12 protein-coding genes are annotated in these 19,960 nt (G+C 30.4%); all 12 read right to left on the reverse strand.

Translation table 11 applies throughout. The features are described 5' to 3' along the window. Positions 1–122 precede the first annotated feature (122 nt). The 12 genes from HGI79_RS04110 to HGI79_RS04165 all read right to left on the reverse strand — a co-directional run bounded on the left by HGI79_RS04110 (position 123) and on the right by HGI79_RS04165 (position 19,796). Positions 123–881: a MurR/RpiR family transcriptional regulator gene (locus HGI79_RS04110; protein ID WP_185649392.1), complete on the reverse strand. Its 759-nt coding sequence runs from the start codon at positions 879–881 to the stop codon at positions 123–125. A 209-nt stretch (positions 882–1,090) separates the two neighbouring features. Beyond that, complete coding sequence (locus tag HGI79_RS04115) at positions 1,091–2,770, reverse strand: alpha-glucosidase (protein ID WP_185649393.1); 1,680 nt, start codon at positions 2,768–2,770, stop codon at positions 1,091–1,093. Between the two features lie 108 nt (positions 2,771–2,878). Then, positions 2,879–3,706, reverse strand: coding sequence for a carbohydrate ABC transporter permease (locus HGI79_RS04120; protein ID WP_185649394.1), 828 nt, complete (start codon positions 3,704–3,706; stop codon positions 2,879–2,881). Beyond that, positions 3,706–4,566: a carbohydrate ABC transporter permease gene (locus tag HGI79_RS04125; protein WP_185649395.1), complete on the reverse strand. Its 861-nt coding sequence runs from the start codon at positions 4,564–4,566 to the stop codon at positions 3,706–3,708. Before HGI79_RS04125 ends, HGI79_RS04120 begins: the two co-directional genes overlap by 1 nt. A 20-nt stretch (positions 4,567–4,586) precedes the next feature. Further along, entirely contained in the window at positions 4,587–5,828 is a 1,242-nt protein-coding gene (locus HGI79_RS04130; RefSeq protein ID WP_185649396.1) for an ABC transporter substrate-binding protein, read from the reverse strand. A gap of 365 nt (positions 5,829–6,193) precedes the next feature. Next, on the reverse strand, positions 6,194–7,195 hold the full coding sequence (locus tag HGI79_RS04135; protein ID WP_185649397.1) for a LacI family DNA-binding transcriptional regulator: 1,002 nt from the start codon (positions 7,193–7,195) through the stop codon (positions 6,194–6,196). Between the two features lie 259 nt (positions 7,196–7,454). Continuing rightward, on the reverse strand, positions 7,455–9,848 hold the full coding sequence (locus tag HGI79_RS04140; RefSeq protein ID WP_185649398.1) for a glycoside hydrolase family 31 protein: 2,394 nt from the start codon (positions 9,846–9,848) through the stop codon (positions 7,455–7,457). A gap of 485 nt (positions 9,849–10,333) precedes the next feature. Continuing rightward, the gene (locus HGI79_RS04145) at positions 10,334–11,164 is read right to left on the reverse strand and encodes a carbohydrate ABC transporter permease (protein ID WP_185649399.1); all 831 of its coding nucleotides are present in this window, start codon (positions 11,162–11,164) and stop codon (positions 10,334–10,336) included. Then, positions 11,164–12,030: a carbohydrate ABC transporter permease gene (locus HGI79_RS04150; RefSeq protein WP_185649400.1), complete on the reverse strand. Its 867-nt coding sequence runs from the start codon at positions 12,028–12,030 to the stop codon at positions 11,164–11,166. Before HGI79_RS04150 ends, HGI79_RS04145 begins: the two co-directional genes overlap by 1 nt. A gap of 122 nt (positions 12,031–12,152) precedes the next feature. Beyond that, the gene (locus HGI79_RS04155; protein WP_185649401.1) at positions 12,153–13,466 is read right to left on the reverse strand and encodes an ABC transporter substrate-binding protein; all 1,314 of its coding nucleotides are present in this window, start codon (positions 13,464–13,466) and stop codon (positions 12,153–12,155) included. A gap of 460 nt (positions 13,467–13,926) precedes the next feature. Then, the gene (locus HGI79_RS04160; RefSeq protein WP_185649402.1) at positions 13,927–15,294 is read right to left on the reverse strand and encodes a cell wall-binding repeat-containing protein; all 1,368 of its coding nucleotides are present in this window, start codon (positions 15,292–15,294) and stop codon (positions 13,927–13,929) included. 44 nt (positions 15,295–15,338) lie between these two features. Further along, positions 15,339–19,796, reverse strand: coding sequence for an alpha-amylase family glycosyl hydrolase (locus HGI79_RS04165; RefSeq protein WP_185649403.1), 4,458 nt, complete (start codon positions 19,794–19,796; stop codon positions 15,339–15,341). Between the last annotated feature and the right edge of the window lie 164 nt (positions 19,797–19,960).

The following is a 19,960-nucleotide window of genomic DNA, read 5'->3' on the forward strand; positions in this document are numbered from 1 at the left end:
CTTTTAAATTTAATTTATATAATATAGCATAATCTTGTAATATGCTACATGGAATAAATTAAATTTAAAAGTTCCGTACCTACATCCTCTTTCAAATAATGCTATTTATGTTTTTACTAATTTCAAGATTTGTTTTCAATTCTTTCTAAATATTCTCCTATCAAAAATTCAAATAACATTAAAATATTTGGATAGAAGGAATTAGACAGCTTACCACGATCATCCATAGTATGCATATCATATATTTTAAAATGTATATCTGACATCTTTGCTAATGTATTTTCTGATTCTCCTGTAAAGGAAACTATTTTTATTCCACTTTTCTTAGCTAATTCAGAAGCTTTTACTACAAAATCAGTTTCTCCAGACTTAGAGACATTTATAAACAACTTAGCTTTTATAGCGTTTACATCATAGCTTTCGTATGCTTCGGAATAAATACAATTGAATCCAAGCACTATTAATTTTCTAGTAAAATATTGTGCAATAGAATATGAAAATCCTAAGCCGCAAGTATATATAACTTCATTTTTATTTTCTATTAATAAATTTATGAAATCATTTATAGTTTTGTATTCTGTAAATGATAACAGTTCATCTATATCTACACTATGATACTTCCTATCTTTTTCTCTTGAAACATAGGATTTTTTATCTTTTAATATAAAATTTAAATTATAATACATATCTAAAAATCCAGAATAACCTAACTTTTTAGCTAGATTCATAATGGTAGTAGTGGAAGTATAATGTTCTTTTGCTATACCTCTTACACCTATTTCTTTAACGTTTTCTATATTGTTAATAATAAAAGTTAATATACTTTCTTCTATTTTACTCAACTGGTATTTGTCTACTAATTTGTAAATATCCAATTCCATAAAATCACCCTAACGTAATTAATCTGTTACTCTATTATTATAAAATAAGTTTTCTGATTTTTCCATAATACTCTTATTAAAATACATAAATAAGAATAGTCAGCAACCTTTATACTAATGTAATTATATGACAAATCATATTAGCATGAAGGTTGATGACTGTTAACATCAATAACTATATTATTTTATTATATATTATTAATGAAATCTTATTTCATTAAATAAACTCTTGCTTCATATGGTTTTAATTCAAGTTTTTCTAAGTCATCAGAATCTACATTATAATTACTTATTAAAAGTTTTTTAGTATTATATACTACATTGTTTGGCAACTGAAATATAGTATTGTTTTCTGTAAAATTACATATTACAAGTAGTTTCTCATTATCTCCAGTTCTAGTATAGGCATAAATATGTGGATGTTCTTCAAGTATTAAATCATAGTTACCATATACTACTACTGAATTTTCCTTACGTATTTTTATAAGTTTTTTATAATAATTAAATATAGAATCTTTATCATTTATCTGCAACTTAGCATTTATATTTTTATAATTTGGATTTACTTTAATCCAGGGAGTTCCTATGGTAAAGCCTGCATTTTCACTATCATCCCACTGCATGGGTGTACGTGCATTATCACGACCTCTATCATATATAGCCTTCATCATCTCTTTTGGATCTTTTCCTTTTTGATTCACTAATTCATCAAAGGCATTTATGATTTCTATATCCCTATAATCCTCTAGGGATTCAAAAGCTACATTAGTCATGCCTATTTCTTCTCCCTGATATACATATGGAGTTCCCTGCATCATGTGAATACAAGTTCCAAGCATTTTAGCTGATTCTTTCCAATATTTTTTATCATTTCCAAACCTAGATACTACACGTGGTTGATCGTGATTATTCCAATATAAACTATTCCACCCTATATTCTCTAATCCTTTTTGCCATTTACTCATTATCTTTTTTAAGTCAATTAAATTATAAGGTAGGTTACTCCACTTTCCATCTTCACCATCACCTAAACCCATGTGTTCAAATTGAAAAACCATGTTTAATTCTTTTCTGTTTTCCCCTACATATTTAATTGCTTCTTCCGGATTTACACAAGGAGTTTCTCCTACGGTCATTATATCATATTTTGAAAGAACATTTTCATTCATCTCTTGTAAAAATTCATGAACCCTTGGACCATTTATTGTAAAAGGTGTTTTATCGCCATATAAATCTTTTTCTCCCCTATACCCATCTGGGAAAGCCTGATCCTTTGAAATCATGTTTATTACGTCCATTCTAAAACCATCTATGCCTTTATCAAGCCACCATTTCATCATATCATAAACTTCAGTTCTTACCTCTTCATTTTCCCAATTTAAATCAGGTTGTTTTTTTGAAAACAAATGTAAATAATACATATCAGTAGAGTTATCATACTGCCAAGTAGAACCACTAAAGAAAGATCCCCAATTATTAGGAGGTTGTCCATCTACTCCATTTCTCCATATATAATAATCTCTATATTTGTTATCAATAGATTTTCTGCTCTCTACAAACCACTTATGTTCATCTGAAGTATGATTTACTACTAAATCCATAACTATCTTTATATTTCTTTTATGGGCTTCACTCAATAGTTCTTCAAAATCTTTCATTGTACCAAAGTCATTCATTATATCTCTATAATCACTTATGTCATAACCATTATCATCATTAGGTGATTTATATATTGGTGATAGCCATACTACATCTATACCTAAATTCTTTAAATAATCTAGCTTTTCAATAATTCCTCTTAAATCCCCAATTCCATCACCATTACTGTCCATAAAACTTCTTGGATATATTTGATATATGACACTTTCTTTCCACCATTTTTTTTTCATTTCTACTCCTCCTCTTATTTAACCTTAAATTTTTCATAATCATATTATTGATCTTTTATTTATTAATTTATTAAAAATTCATATATGTTCAAATTTTATTTAGAAAAATTATTGTTTAACCGCTCCGCTAGTGACACCATTTATAATCCATCTTTGTGCAAATACATATACTATTAATATTGGTAATAATGCCAATAAATATGATGCAAAGGCTAAGTTATAGTTTGTACTAAACTGTGACTTAAATACGTATTGCACTAAAGGTAAAGTTGCCATTTCTTGTTTACTTAAAATAATCAGTGGTAACATAAAATCATTCCATGTCCATAGACAAGTTGTAATAGCCACCGTTGCATTTATAGGTTTTAATAAAGGGAATATTACACGATAAAATACCTGCCAACTAGATGCCCCATCGATTATAGCTGCTTCCTCAAGTGACATGGGAATGGATTTAATGTAACCTGTATATAAAAATATATTAAAAGGCAAACCAAATACCACATATAGGAAAATAATTCCTATGATATTGTCCATATGGAAATCACTTACCTGTTTAACAAGAGGAAGCATTATTATTGGAAATGGTACAAACATAGCGCTTAAAAAATAATAATAAATAATATTAAAAAACTTTTTATTTCTATTTCTAGCTATGGCATATGCTACCAATGAATTTGTCAATATAGTTAAAATCAACACAAAAAATGTTATTATAAAACTATTTTTAAAGGCTCTAAAAAAGTTTGTCATTTTAATTGCTTCACCAAAATTTTCAAAATGTAGTTGTTTTGGAAAAGCTAATGCCGAAGGAATCATTTGATCTGGTGATTTTATTGAAACTAAAACTGTAATATATAGTGGAACTCCAATAGTTATCAACGCAACAATTATTAATATTATAGTTAAGGGCCAATTTATCTTATTTTTATCCATTACATATTAGCCTCCCTTTTCTCAAGAACTTTAAGTTGGAATAAGGATATTGCCACAATTACAATAAAGTAAATTACAGAGTTTGCAGATTGATAAGCAAGTTTTCCATTTTGAAATCCTCCAATATAAATTATATATGATATAGATTGAGTTGCTGTTCCCGGTCCACCTTCAGTCATAGCCATAATTTGATCAAACACCATTAAGAAATTTTTCATACATAGAATCATATTTATTGTAAAAAAAGGAGCTATTAAAGGAAATGTTATATCTTTAAATTTTCTCCACGTATTAGCACCATCTATATCACAGGCTTCATATATATCAGTGTCGATAGTTTGGAGACCTGCCAGATATATTATAGTATTAAAAGCAATAGCCTGCCATGCAGCTACAAACACTATACCAAGCCAAGCAAGATTTTCATCACCCAAAATATTTTTACTCAAAGCAGCAATATGTAAATTTTGTCCAACTTGAGGAAGAATATGGGCAAATACAAAGTTAAATATGAAACCTACTATTAATACGCCTAATATATTAGGCATAAAATATATTGCCTTTAAAGTATTTTTAAATTTTATTTTTGCATTTAAGGCAACAGCTATAAAAAGACTTAATACATTTACAATAATTGTAGTAACAATGGCAAATTTAAAGGTGAAACCATATGCATTTAAAATATTACTATCCTTTACTACTCTTAGGTAATTATGCAAACCTACAATATGCCAATCTCCATATCCTCTCCAATCGGTAAAACTGTAAAATACCCCCTTTATAAGGGCCATTGTATGAAATATAAAGAATAGCAGCACTGCAGGTATTGTCATTAAATAAAATACTTTTTTATTTTTCAATTGATTCACCCTCCCTTAAGTTATTGATCATTAGCTCTGTCATATTCTATATCCATTTTCTTTAAAAATTCCATCTTATTCTTTCTAATAAATAATTCTTGTACTATAGCGGAATTATTAAACCCTGATGGATAATAATGGTCTTGAAATGTTTCAATTTGTTGATTTTTAAAGCTAGCTTGTACACTTTTAACAGTGGCATCTTGTTGAAAAACATCTTTAACAGCAGAGAAAGCAAACTGATCATTTATATATTTTTGAGCATTTTCTTTCTTAATCATATATAATATAAATTTTTTAGCTTCTTCTGGATGTTTAGACTTATTTGATATTGAAAACAACACATCAATACCTGATATTATTTTATTTTTAGATGTATCATTAGAAACTGGTAATGGAAACATATCTAAATTTATTTTAGGATTAGATTTTTTTATATCACTAATAGCCCAATTACCTTGTATATACATTACAGCTTTTCCTTGAGCAAACTTTGAATTACCATCATTATAATTTACACCTAATATATCTTCTTGACCATATTTTATTAATTCCAGTATTTTGTCCACTACCTCATCATGAGTACTTGCAAATGTTGTTTTACCATTTTTTCTATCCTTTGCAAAATCATTTGGCTGCAAATTACCAGCTAATACATTCCAAAAATTAGTAGCAACCCATAACTCTTTAAATGTAAAATAAAATGGTGTTTTACCAGCAGCTTGTATCTTCTTTGAAATATCTATTAATTCATCCCAAGTTTTTGGAATTTGTAGACCTAACTCTTCAAATAAATCCTTATTGTATAGGACACCATCAGCATTTGTAGCATATGGTATTCCATATAACTTGTTATCCTCTACAAGTTCCTTTGTCATATCAATATAAGGCTTTTGAATCTGATCTAAAAAATTTTCATTACTTAAATCAAGAAGTACCTTTGCATTAGACAAATCAGAATAACTAATATCTCCACCAAGACTTAATATATCTGGTATATCATTTTTAACAAGTCTAGTTTTTAATACGGTGCCCGCATTAGGCGGTGAACTAAAGGTAATTTTAATATTAGGATTTTCTTTTTCAAAACCATCAATCATTGATTGTAAAATATTTTGGTTTTCAGGTTTGTTTGAAAATATCTCTAGTTTAACCTTACCGCTGTCAGTTGAATTTTCTGCAGATCCACAACCAGTAAATAACGTAGACATTAATGTTAAAGCAACGGTAGTTATCAGTAATTTTTTTAATCTTTTATTCATTTTCATACCCCCTTAATTTACTAATCTATTGATTTTTAAGTAATTACAAAAGAATCTTAATTATATTTTATTAAAAATCTCATTAATTCAACTAATTGTTTACATTACCTCGCTGATCTTTTTATTTACACTAACCATTATGGAATTGAGTAATCATTTACTCTTATTTTTATTCTAAACAACATTAAATAATGTCATTTATTAACGTTATTTAATACATATTCATCCATTATTTATAAATATAAAATTCAATTTATTTTTAATATTATATGCATTCTTGATAAGCAAATACTTTTTTGAGTAATCGTTTAACCTAAAGTACAAAAAAAAGAGTAAAATAGGCATATAGTTTAGTTTAAAAATCTTTATATCTTTTTTACCGTAGATCTTTCAACAATTTTATGCATCATAATAGTACTTTCTACAGTTTCCCCTGTTTCTATAATACTCAAAAGTTTTTTTGTAGACTTCTCACCCATTTGATACAACGGCTGGGCTACAGTAGTTAAGGCTGGAATTGCCATTTCTGCAATTTGAGTATTGTCATAACCAACTATTGATATTTCATCTGGAACTTTAATTCCCTTACTATGAGCTACAGATAAAGCACCTACTGCCATTTCATCACTAGTTCCAAATACCGCTGTAAAATCCTGCCCCTCATCTAACAATTGTTCCATACACAGCTTTCCACTCTTATATGCAAAATCTCCATATTTTATTAATTTTTTATTTATTTCTAATCCATAATATGATAATGCTTCCATGTATCCATTAACCCTTGGTTCTCCTGCTATAGCATCTCCCCTACTCCCACTTATTATAGCAATTTTTTTATGTCCATTTTCTATAAGATATTGAGTTGCAGTATAAGCAGCCTGTCTATCATCTACCTTTACATAAGGCAATTGATACTTATAGGACATAGTAGAAACCAATACACAAGGTAATCTTAAATCAATAATTGTTTTATAGTATTCTTCTACTAAGGGTAAACTTGTAAGTATAATACCATCTACCTGTTTAGCTGATAAAACTTTTAAATACTCAAGAGTTCTTTTTCCATTTTCACCAGTGTTACAAATTACTACACTATAGTTATTCCTATGTGCAGTATCTTCTATTCCATTTAAAATTTCAGCAAAAAACACTGTTGAAACACTTGGTACTAAAACTCCTATGGTCTTAGTACTCTTAGTTATTAAACCTCTTGCTAAATCATTTCTTTCATATCCTATTTCTTTTATGATACTTAGAACTCTTTCTTTGGTTTCTTCTGAATATCTTCCATTATTATTTAATATTCTGGATACTGTTGCCACAGATACATTTGCTTTTTTTGCCACATGCTTTATAGTAGGTTTCATCATTTACTCCTTTCAAGGTAGGTAAACGTTTAATCTATATTTATAATTTATCACAATTTTTAAACTTTGTCTAGATGTCTTACATCTTTTAGAATTTATTCTTAATTTATTCCAAATACTTATATAGGAAATTCAAATAACATTAAATCATTAGGATAGAAAAAGTTAAACTGTTACTGGTTTCTTTTAGCTTCTACATAAAAACTTAATAACCACATTAAAAATATATTAATGTGGTCATCTTTTCATTATATCTACTCTACAACCTTATTACAATTTCTTCAGCCTTTTTAATGGTAAATTCAACAGTTCCTTCAGCTATTTTAAATTCAACTGACCTTTCATCCTCTAAAATCTCAGAAGGCTGAACATTATTTACTTTAAACTTAAATGCTTCGTAAGGTTTATTGAATCCATTATGAAGCTCCTTATTCTTAATAACAATAGCTTGCCCTTCATCTCCAAGAGTTTCAATTGAAAATTCATAAAGATTATAAGCTCCTTTTTTATACTCAAAGCTTTCTCCATCATCCTGATAATGTACATATATGCTTTCTTCATTTGCCTTTGGAGGATAGATATCTAAAGTTAACTCTTTAATTTCCTTTTCACCTATATAGCTTTGCACAGGATAATTAGGAATGATTGTTCCTTCTTTTACGTATATAGGACATATATCTAGTGGCGCTTCTTTGACAATATACTGTCCACCTTCATAAACTTCTTTTGTCCAGTAGTCCACCCAGTTATCTCCCTTAGGTAAATATACCATTCTACGCGTTTTTCCTTGATCTACAATTGGAGCCACTAGAATATTTTCACCGCATAAGAATTGGTCATTTAACTCATATGTGTTTTCATCTTCCTGATAATGAGTTATTAATGGTCTTATCATTGGAAGTCCAGTGTTTTCTCCCTTCCACATAATATCGTATAAGTAAGGAATCAATTTATATCTAAGTTTAATATATTTTCTATTTATACTTTCTGTTTCTTCATCAAAGGCCCATGGTTCCTGATCTCTTGTAAAAATAGCAGAATGATTTCTAAATAGCGGCGTAAAGCATCCTACTTGCACCCATCTTGACAAAAGTTCCGCAGTACAATCAAATCCAAAACCACCTACGTCAGTACCACAAAAGGATATTCCACTTAACCCTAAATTCATAAGCATTGGAAGAGACATACGCAAATGCTCCCATAAACTTTGATTATCCCCTGTCCAAACAGTGGAATACTTCTGTGTTCCTGCATAACATGCTCTAGTTATTACAAAAGGTCTTTTATTGGTATGCTTTTTAATACCTTGGTATGTTGCCTTTGACATATAATGTCCATAAACATTATGTATTTCTTTATGTTCTGCTATAATACCATCATTATTAAACATAACGTCATCTGGAAGAGGACCATTAAAGCTGGCTGGTTCATTCATATCATTCCATATACCTGCTACCCCATAATCCATCATAATTTTTTGATTTTCAGCCCACCATTGTCGCACAGGTTCATTAGAAAAATCAGGATAAAGTGAATCTCCAGGCCATACTTTATTTACATATGGCACTCCATCTTTATCTGTTGCAAAATAATTATTTTCTATGCCTTTATCATATATGTCATAACCTTTATCCTTCTTTACACCTGGGTCTATAATAGTTACTAGCTTAAAGCCTTTGGATTTTAACTCACTTAAAGTTTCTTTAGGATTCAGAAATTTATCTTTATCCCAAGTAAATACTCTGTAACCATCCATATAATCAATATCTAAGTACAATACATCACAAGGAATATCTTTCTTTCTAAAATTTTCTGCTATTTCCCACAATCTTTCCTCTGGTACATATGACCATCTGCACTGTTGATATCCAAGAGTCCAAAGCTGAGGTAGTGGTGTTTTACCTGTTAAGTAAGTATAACCTGAAAGTACATCTTTAATAGATGGACCATATATAAAATAGTAATCTAAATTTCCATCCACAGCTCCAAAATAATAGTACTCACTATTTTCTTTTCCCATATCAAAATGAGATTCAAAAGTATTATCAAAGAAAATACCAAAAGCTTGTTTTTCTTTTAAAGCAACAAAGAAAGGAATGGATTTATATAAAGCTTCAAAACTTTCTACATGCGGACTTGGATCGTCTGTATTCCACATTTTATAATGATATCCTTTTTTATTTAAATGACCTGTTTTATCACCTAATCCATAGAAGAATATATCCTTTTCCATCTTTTTCACTACTTGAATTTTGCATTTATTAAGTTCTGCTTGGATTTTATGTCCTTCCTCTGCAGCTACTTCCCATCCATCCTCACAACCTCTTCGTACAAAAGGTTCTCTCTCTTTTCTATAATCTTTACAAAGCACATTCCCATTTGAGTCATAAATATCCACCTTAAACTCATCAAAAATATTTACTATTAACTTATCCGTAGTAAGAATAATTTTTTCATCTTCCATTTTTACTTCAAAACTGCATTTTTCAATTTTTAAGTTTTCCACAGCTTTAGATAAGCGCTGCTCTCTTTTTATTGGAGCAAAGAAGTTAATAATAGAAGATGTAATTACTTCCATTATTACTTTTTTGTTTTCAAACTCAATAATTATTTTATTTGCTTCTTGTATATAATTTTTAACTCTACCAAACATTTTATCACCCCATATAATTATTTTTATTAGCCTTGTGAATAATTCACAGGCCTTCATTTTACTAGCACCATAGGGCTAAATTTTTTAATCACTCAAATATATGTAATAGAATTTTTTCGGAATTAATCTACTCTTTTTTAACTTTTATACAACTTTTTCTGCCTTCTATTCATTAATATTACAAATAATTTTATATCATTGTAGCAATATTTTCTTGTCAATAATTGCTTAGTTGTTCTCAAATATTGCTATCCATATATTCGTGGCAAGTATACTTCTACTTCTATAAGTGGAGGAGGAATTGCCATTTGCCCATGACTCGGGGTTTTCTGAAGTTAGTATTGTATTTTCTTTAATTGATTTTAAGATTTCAGAAATTGAATTTATTGTGATGTTTTAATTTTTTATTAAAATTACTTGCTACGAAACACCTGTTATATTATAGTCTTTCGTAGCTTAATTGAATTTTATGATATAATCATTTCTTATTTTATACTTCCTGCTGCTACAGATTTAATAATGTGTTTTTGAGCAAGGAAATAGAATATTATTACTGGTATTATATTTAAGACAAGTCCTGCTAAAGCCAAATTCCATTGTTTTGTATACTCACCAAAGAAGAAGAAAGTTTTTAATGGTATTGTAAGAGTATCTGGTTTATTTATAACTAGTGAAGGTAGCAAATAGTCATTCCAAATGGCTACTGTATTAAGTATAGATACAGTAATAGTAATTGGCTTTAGTAGTGGAAATATAATAAGCCAAAAAGTTTGAAACTTATTACATCCATCTAGCATAGCAGCTTCATCTAATTCCAATGGAATACTTTTTAAAAATCCATGGTATAAAAATATGGATAAAGACCCCATGAAACCAAGATACATAAATATTATTCCGCCCATATTTAGTAAATTTAATTTTCCCATTACTCTTATAAGCGGAAGCATTACAGCTTGAAAAGGAATAATCATAGATGCCACAAATAGCATAAATATAAAAGTACTAGTCTTAGTTTTTGTTCTTTGGAGCATCCAAGCAGCCATAGATGTAAATATAATTATAACACCAACACTTACAACAGTTATAAATAATGAGTGACTTAAAGATCTTATAAAATCTAGTCTATCAAAAGCTTCCTTATAGTTATCAAGAATTGCTTTGATTGGTAAAGCTAATGTGCTTGAAAACAGCTCTTTTTTTGTTTTAAAGGAATTTACTATAATTATATAGAATGGTGATAAAAATAATATTCCTAATAAACAACTAAATAAAATTCCAATTCCTTTTCCTACATTTATTTTTTTGTCGTATTTCATTATGCTTCCACCTCACCTTTCTTAGAAATGTATACTTGTGTTAGTGAAACTACTCCAATTAATAAAAAGAAAATTACTGCTTTTGCCTGGGCTACTCCCATTAAATTAAATTGAAATGCAGTATTATATATATTCATAGCTAACATTTCAGTTGCTTTAGCTGGACCTCCTGCTGTTAAAGATAAGTTTTGATCATAGAGTTTAAATGAGTTTGATAATGTTAAAAATATACTAACTGTAAACGCAGGTCTTACTAATGGTATGATAATACTTTTCATTCTTTGCCATGTATTAGCACCATCAATTTGAGCTGCTTCTAATAATTCAGGTGGAATATTTTGAAGTGAAGAAATATATATAACCATTAAGTATCCTGCCATCTGCCAAGACATTAATATAACAAGGCCATACAGTCCAGTTTGTCCATCAGATAACCATCCCGAAAGCGACTTTATTCCTGTAAGAGTACCTATGCTGGAGAAAACTTGAATAAATATAAACTGCCATATAAAACCTAAAATAAGTCCTCCAATTAAATTTGGCATAAAGAATATGGTTCTTAAAATATTGGCAATTTTTGACTCTTTTGTTACTACTAGTGCTAGTCCAAATCCTATTAAGTTTAATAGTATAATAGATAAAATTGTAAATTTTAGTGTAAATAAAAAGGAGTTAACAAAGGTTTTATCCTTAAACGCTGAAATATAATTATGTAAACCTACCCAATTAAGCTTATTAGTATTAATACCGTTCCAGTCTGTGAAAGAATAATATACTCCAAATATTAATGGTATAATTTGAATCATTATATAAGCAACAAGTATGGGACCTACAAAAGCCCAAAATGTTAGATTTTTCTTTTTCATTTATCTTACCCCCTATTTATAATTTTACTATTTTTAACAAAATCCTGGATTAGTTATTAAGCTTATCCAGGATCGGTTATTTTTTTATAAATAATCTAAAGTTTATTCAAAATTTATAATAATTATTTTCTTGAATCAGCCCAAGTATTTTTAGCATTCTCAACTAATTTATCCCAAGTTATTTCTCCATTAATATATTTTTGTATATCAGTACCTAATTTATTTTGTCCCCAGCCAGTTGGGTATCCCATAAACACCCATGAAATTGTATTCTTATCCTTTGAATATTTTACCATATCTTTTGCTAATGGATCACTAGGTTGTAAGTTTGATGCATCATAACCTTTTAGAGCAGGTATAAATTTAAAGTCATTTACAATAGCATCTTTACCTTTATCAGAAGTATATAACCAATTTAAAAAATCCTTAGCTGCTTTTTTAGTATCTGAATCTTTAGAACTGTTAACAGCCCAGTACATAGGAACTCCTACAGGAATTGCACCTTCTTTAACTCCATCTATTGGCATAGGTAATATTCCTATATTTTCAGCCAAAGTTTTATCTACACCTGCAACTGATCCATAAATCCAATTACCTTGTTGAATTATTGCAACTTTACCTAATGAGAATTTTTGTTCAACTGAAGCTGAATAATCTACGCTGTTTATGGATTTATTTGTTCCATCTGGCTTAAATCCGTATTGTATTTGTATATCTAAAAGCTTTTTAAGTCCATCAGCATATTTAAAATCAATATTTTTAGCTTTAAAAGCAGATACTCCATCTTTTAGTTCAGCTGCTAAAGCAACATTTGAAAGATGTAATCCAGTTATCCATGTTTCTTTTCCTGGTAATGCAAATACTGATTCAAGTCCTAAGTCTTTTTTCTTAGCATCTAAAGTTTCAACTGCTTTCTGTAAATCAGCAAAAGTTTTTATTGAAGCTGCATCAATACCAGCCTTTTTGAATATATCCTTATTGTATATAAATCCATATCCTTCTAAGTCAAATGGCATACCTACTACTTTTCCATCCAGCTTAGCCGCATCTAATACTCCGTCGTATGCCTTAGATATCCAAGGTTCAGATGATAAATCTTCAAGTTTATCTTTCCAGTCAAGTGCATCTTGTGGTCCCCCAATATTATATATAGCTGGTTCTTGTCCTGACGCAAATTTTGATTTTAATGCTGCACCATAATCTTGTCCACCACCAACACTTTGAACATTAATAGTGACATTTTTATGTTCATCCATATAAGCTTTTGAAGCTTTTTCAAGTGCATCTTTAGCTTCAACTTTAAATTGGAAAACGTCTACAGTAACCTTTTTACCTGAATCACTAGAATCTTGTTTTGCTCCACATCCTACTAATAATGTAGAAACTGTCATTGCTGAAATTAGTGCTATAGTAAGTCCTTTTTTAAACTTTAACATATCTTTTCCCCCTCTTAAAATATTATTATATTTTAATTAAATGACAAATCAGTTTTTATTTTGTCAATAATTAATAACTAGAATCATAAACTTACAAGAAGTAATTCTATTCACTTTAATGCAACCGGTTGAATTGATTGCTAAAAAAAAGCCGAAACGTTTCCACAAGCTATGTGTTAATTATACAACTTGAAAATAAATATTTCAAGTAATAAATCCACTTTTTATTCTTATCACACCCAAGATATACCTAATGCTTTAAAGTTTCTATCTTATTTTTTTTAAAATTTTCCATCTTTATACCTTTGTATAATTAGTTGCTTTGGAAATTCCATAAGTATTGATTTATCTAACCTTTTGGCCGTTAGGCTTTTATATTTTTCAATAGGTATCTGATCCTATAATAACAAAGACTATACTTTTTTGTATAGTCTTTGTATGAAATAGTTATAATATGTTATTAATAAACAGTAAATTCAGGTAATTGTATATTAGTTCCATTTACATTCAATTCACCTTGGTAGCTTCCTCTATCTAAAGTAGTTTGGAATTTACAAATTCCATTTTCTAAAATAGATTGATCTATATATTTGTAATTGCTAGTACCTTTTGAATATACTTTTACAGTAACATCACTATTTTGTAAGCTGTTATCTGTATAAGTTATTATTACATATGTTCCTTTAACCTCAACTAGAGGATTAGTACCAAACTTATTAGTTGAACTTCCTGAAGAACTACCTCCGCTGATGCTACCTCCACCACTGCTTCCATTAGTAGTCTTTGAAGGCTGCTGTGAGTTTTGTTTATCACCTATATAGTCTTTAACTGTCTCTTGAAGAGAATCTGGCAATACGGAACTTCCTCCAACTATAATAGCAGCAGTATTACTCTTAACATTTTGTTTAAGATAATCCCCTGTTACTTGAGGCATTGTACTGTAAGTTAATATCATTGGTGCTCCTTTTTGAGCTGCTAGGGCCGCCCCTGAAAGTGCATCTGCAAACTCTTTACCTGTAGGTCCTTCTCCTAAGGCTACAAACACATTATCAAAATTAATATCCTTTATAAATTGTTTTAGAACACTGATATTAGTTTCATATCTGTTACTTCCCCCAAGTCTAGTGGATGGATTAGCTTCTATCTTATTTAATTTATCCTCTACATTGTTACTTATAACTCCCTGAAGTCCAACTATATATGAGTTAGATATCTTTTTCCCTGAAATATATTTTTCCACACTATCAGGTAAGGCATCTTTGTCTGTCAATAGTATTGGTATTCCCTTAATTGCTGCTATAGAAGAGACAGATAATGCATCTGCATAGTTATATCCATAGGTTATAAAAGCTGAATCTACAGCCCCAAGCTCCTCGGCAACCTTAGCAGAAGTTTCAAATCTATCTTTTCCATATATTCTCCTTACATCAGGCTTATTACTTAAAGAGTTTGAAATAGTACTTAATGCCTGTGGCGAAACTACTGTGTCACCACCAACTATTATTACATGTTTACTCTTTAATCTTTCAAGTTCTTGTTTAGTAGCCTGTGATAAATTACCACTCTCTGTCAAAAGTACAGGTGCATTATACTTTTTAGCTAATGGTACTGAGCACAATGCATCCGCAAACTCTTCACCATTAGCAATGATGGCATAGTCTGAACCATCCTTCCATCCAGCTTTTGAAACATTAGCCGCTGTTTCATATCTATTCATTCCACTTAATCTTTCACTTTCAGGCGCTATGCTTTCATTTGCCGATACTATACTGTTCCCACCTACAATAGCTAAAAAGGCACATAATGCAGCTAATTTTTTTATTTTCATATTTCTTATCTCACTCCTTTATATATTAATCACTAAATCCAATTTTATTTAACTGGTATAGTACCTACTTGTGTTAGTGGCTTCATAGTATCTAAACTATCCCAAATGAAATATTTCACTGTATAGTTTCCATTAGAAGGTATATCGAATAATACCTGAAGCTGAACATCTTTTTTGGAATCAATAGCTTGTTGTGATGCTCCATAGTTTACCATATGATTATTGGTATCGAACAATCCTACGATTAGCGCAACGCTCTTGGCTTCTGAAGTAGTATTAGTAAGTTTTACTGTTACTTTTGCATCTTGTCCTAATGTGAAATGATCTACAGCATTTACATTTTCTATAGTAAAATCTGAAGTAGCTGGTACACCTGGATTATCAGTTTTATCTGGAACTACATATGAAGAATCATACGCATCTTTAAGCTTATTCATATTTACAGTTGAAGCTTTATAGTTAGTTAAAAGTACTGCTCCTAATTTTTCTGGAACGTTTAATGTCACTTTTCCACCTGAAACTGTATATTCTTTTCCGCTTATAGCATCTGTAAGTTCTGTACCATCTGCTACAGCACCATTAACATTTACCTCTAAGCTACTTATAGCACTTCCTCTATTTATAACAACCACAGCATGATCTTTAGTGTTATTTCTTGTAAATGCCATAATATCGCCTTTATTATTTGCTTCGCTAACAGAAACAGATTGGATATCTCCAGTTCTTAAAACTTCATTATTATCTCTTAGATTAGCCATTTCTGAGTACCACTCAACTATGTCCTTGTCTCCCTTACCCCAAGTCATTGCTCTTCTGTTGTCTGGATCTTTTGCTCCTACCATTCCAATTTCGTCACCATAGTATATACAAGGGGCTCCTGGATATGTCATTTGGAATAATGGTACAAGTTTTAATAATTTTTTAGCATTATCTGTAGATGGTTTAGCTAAAATGCCATCACTTGAATCCTTTATTACTCCATCTAAATGAGATAGAACTCTTTCTGTATCATGTGAGTCTACAAGATTAAGCATAGCGTCAAAAGCTTCCTTTGGATATTGCTCTCTCATAGCTTCTAGTGCATTAAATGAGTTATCTGCAGTGCTGCTTCCTGAAATATAATCTAAAACAGCACCTCTGAACCTGTAGTTCATTACTGAATCATACATATCTCCTAAGATATATTTTGATGCATCTGTCCAAATTTCTCCTATTATTACATTGTCTCCTTCGCTTTTTACTGCATCTCTAAAGTGTCTCCAGGTTTCATCTGAAACTTCATTAGCTACGTCAAGTCTCCAACCATTTGATCCTTTTTCTAACCACAATCTTGAGTTCGCATCTTTTCCGTCAATTATTTCATCATCCCAAGTTTTAACATTGTATTCTGAACCATTTAGAGCTTGGATTACAGGCATAGAGTCGTATCCATACCAGCCTTCATAATCATAATGTTGTGTTACTGCATTACCATCCTTATCTTTATCAATCTTATTATTTTTTACAATAAACCAATCTTTATAATGTAGATCTGTAATGCCTTGTGCTGCTAAATCGCTAGTTACTTTCTTTTCAGCATCTGCTTGTGACATACCTGAATTAGCATTCATAGCATCATAAACTTTTGACCAATATTGGTATCCACCTATTGGTTTACCTGCCTGAACATACTTTCCATATCTATCAAAGTATATAGAGTCGTCTGATACATGGTTAAACACACCATCTAGTATTACATGCATTCCTCTTTTCTTAGCTTCTGTAGTTAAGCTTACAAAGTTATCCATGTTTCCTAAAAGTGGATCTACAGTTTTATAATCTGTAGTATCATATCTATGATTTGATATAGATTGAGATATTGGATTTAGATACAGTACGTTTACACCTAATGTTTGTAGATAATCTAATTTATCTTGTATTCCTTTTAAATCTCCATCGTACATTTCATTGCACCATATATTGTACTTATATTCATCACCTACAGTTCCACCAGCAGTTAAATAATTAGGGTCTATAACAGGTGTACCATCAGCATTGTATTCTATTTGTCCATTTGCATCCTTTTTGTACTCTAAGCTCGGGTTTTCAGGTATAGCATACCAATTGTTATAGAATTCATAAGGAGCTATTCCTCTTGATGTTAATTGAGCTTTATCATTGGATGGATCCCCATTAAAGAACCTATCTGGGAATATTTGATAAATAACTGCATTTTTCATCCAATCTGGAGTCTTAAAGTCAGCTTTATATACATTTAAGTCATAAGTTTTAACTGCTCCAAGAGCACCAGCTAATCCAGATCCAAAGTATCCGTCGTCATCTCCATAAGACTTTACATCTGAACCATTGGATACTACAAAGTAATATTTATATAAACCTATTGTATCTGGAGTATACTTCACTGTCCATTTGTCATGAGCATCATCAAAAGCTCCATTTTTGTCCATAGGTAAGGTTTTCTTTGTACCATCATTTCCTGTAATTACAAGTTTAGCTGATGTAATATCATCTTTGGCAGCTTTTAAGTTAAAGGTAATTTCAGTGCCTTGTGGTGCAGCACCAAAAGGTGATTTGTACTCATTATCTCTTGAATTAAAGTAAAGTTCATTTAAATTTATGAATTTATTAGATGCATCGTTATATACTGTATCTGACTGAGGATCATAACTTATAGTTATTGTTTTACTATCTTCTGTTATATTCAAATCACCTACAGATAGCTTTTCATCTCCTACTGTAACAACTAAGTCACTATAATTTCCTTTATTTAAGGCTACTTTTGCGCTGTATATACCTGACAGAGTTTCATCTTTCATTACTATTTCATTGATGCCTGTCCCAGAAAGCTTAACATCTAGCACTTTGTATGATGCAGAGTCTAAAACATTGTGACTATCATCATTGTACCAGAAAGTTACATCTTGTGTAGTACCTACAACTAGAGGAATATTAGCTCCCCCTGATACTCCACCTTTTCCATAGTTTTCTGTCCAACTACCCATAGCTATTTTATATTCATAGCCGCCTGCTGGTACAGCTTTTAATGTAAAAGTGTAGTTTCCATTTCCACTGTAAGTAAATGTAGTTTTATCTGAACCTGGAGTCCAGCTAGCTTCTCCTGCAGCAGCTTGTATGGAACCTGCTAGTACTACTTTTCTACCTGTATATTTTGGAAAATCAAAAGTTGAGTTTCCTTCTCCATCTTTCTTGTCATTGGATGGATCTGTAACATAGCTACCATCTACTAAAAATTTATATGTCAAAGTTTGCGCATCGTCTCCTATTCTCTTCGTAATAGACCATATTCCATTCTTATCCTTAGTCATAAGTATCTTATTAGTTTCACCATTTGTCATACTACCAACTAAATAAACTGACTTAGCATCTGCATTTTTATAAGAAAAAGTTACAGTACCATTAGCATTTATAACTGGACTTGCTATTGTTTTTTCAACTACCTGGAAACCAAGGATCTCATCTATTTTATCCTTGTTATTTATAGAATCATAAATAGCTCTTCCTTTAGCATCAGCTATAAATACTACATATTTTCCACCTGCAGGCACTGTTAATGTTGTGTTACTATCAGTAGGTAATCCTTTACTATCCCAGGAATAGTTTTCAACAGCTTTATATTCGTAGCTTCCTTCTTTTAAAAACGCTGAATATATAAATTTACCATCTACTGTTAGAGGACTAAATTCGTATCCTTTAGCTGTTTGATCCCAATTAAGCTTATCATCACCTCTTACAGTTCCTATAACAGATACAGTTTCTGCAATAGTAGGATTAGCAATAGAATCTGTCAAAGCACCTTGTAGAACGTTTGCATTAAAAGTAACTTGTCCATCTTTATCTAATGTAAGTTTAGTATTGCCACCATTTCCATCTCCGATTTCTCCATTGTTCCAATCATGGTTGAAAGCAACCTTGTAGTCTAGGCTTCCTGCCTTTAAGTTAAAACTTTTTTGATAGAAACCACCACCAATGTAGTCCATATCAAAATTGCTATCTGAAGGAGTCCAATCCTTGCCACCTTCTGCAACTGCAGCTAATGATCCAACTAATGTAGCAGATTGTTTGAATTGAGCTGCATCATTTATTGAATCATAAACCTTCTCATTCTTTAAATCAAATCTGAAAGTTACTTTTCTCGGTGCAGCTACAGAAATAGATTTATTTCCATCTTTTCCATTAGGATCACCATAGGCCTTATCCCAGGTTCCATTTAAAACAACCTTGTAATTATAATCTCCTGTAGTCTTAAAATCTACAGTTAACTCATAAATACCATTTAAGTATTCTTTCATTATTGTAGCTTTATTTGTAGGTTGCCAATCATCACCTAAATCATTGGATTTGATAAAATCGCCTACTAAGGTAACCATTGTGTCTGATGTAGGACCATTGTCAGCTTTAACTTTTGTGTTGAGCGCAGGTATTAAACTTATTATGAATACAAAAATCACCACTAAGCTTAATCCCTTATAGTACTTTTTCATACAATATCCTCCTTAAAATGTTTTTGTTTAGCAATCGATTGCATAGATAATATATTCTATATTATTTAAATTTTACCTTCTAGATTTTTTGATTTTTTTTAAAGTTTAGAAACTTTTTATTAACTTAATAGTTTTGCTTTCCCGTTTATTAAATTTCTATAATA

Source organism: Clostridium sp. DJ247 (assembly GCF_014231265.1).

Excerpts from the sequence above, each read along its gene's own strand:
- HGI79_RS04110 (WP_185649392.1), bottom strand. The coding sequence starts at position 881 with ATGGAATTGGATATTTACAAATTAGTAGACAAATACCAGTTGAGTAAA.
- HGI79_RS04115 (WP_185649393.1), bottom strand. The coding sequence starts at position 2,770 with ATGAAAAAAAAATGGTGGAAAGAAAGTGTCATATATCAAATATATCCA.
- HGI79_RS04120 (WP_185649394.1), bottom strand. The coding sequence starts at position 3,706 with ATGGATAAAAATAAGATAAATTGGCCCTTAACTATAATATTAATAATT.
- HGI79_RS04130 (WP_185649396.1), bottom strand. The coding sequence starts at position 5,828 with ATGAATAAAAGATTAAAAAAATTACTGATAACTACCGTTGCTTTAACA.
- HGI79_RS04135 (WP_185649397.1), bottom strand. The coding sequence starts at position 7,195 with ATGAAACCTACTATAAAGCATGTGGCAAAAAAAGCAAATGTATCTGTG.
- HGI79_RS04140 (WP_185649398.1), bottom strand. The coding sequence starts at position 9,848 with ATGTTTGGTAGAGTTAAAAATTATATACAAGAAGCAAATAAAATAATT.
- HGI79_RS04145 (WP_185649399.1), bottom strand. The coding sequence starts at position 11,164 with ATGAAATACGACAAAAAAATAAATGTAGGAAAAGGAATTGGAATTTTA.
- HGI79_RS04150 (WP_185649400.1), bottom strand. The coding sequence starts at position 12,030 with ATGAAAAAGAAAAATCTAACATTTTGGGCTTTTGTAGGTCCCATACTT.
- HGI79_RS04155 (WP_185649401.1), bottom strand. The coding sequence starts at position 13,466 with ATGTTAAAGTTTAAAAAAGGACTTACTATAGCACTAATTTCAGCAATG.
- HGI79_RS04160 (WP_185649402.1), bottom strand. The coding sequence starts at position 15,294 with ATGAAAATAAAAAAATTAGCTGCATTATGTGCCTTTTTAGCTATTGTA.
- HGI79_RS04165 (WP_185649403.1), bottom strand. The coding sequence starts at position 19,796 with ATGAAAAAGTACTATAAGGGATTAAGCTTAGTGGTGATTTTTGTATTC.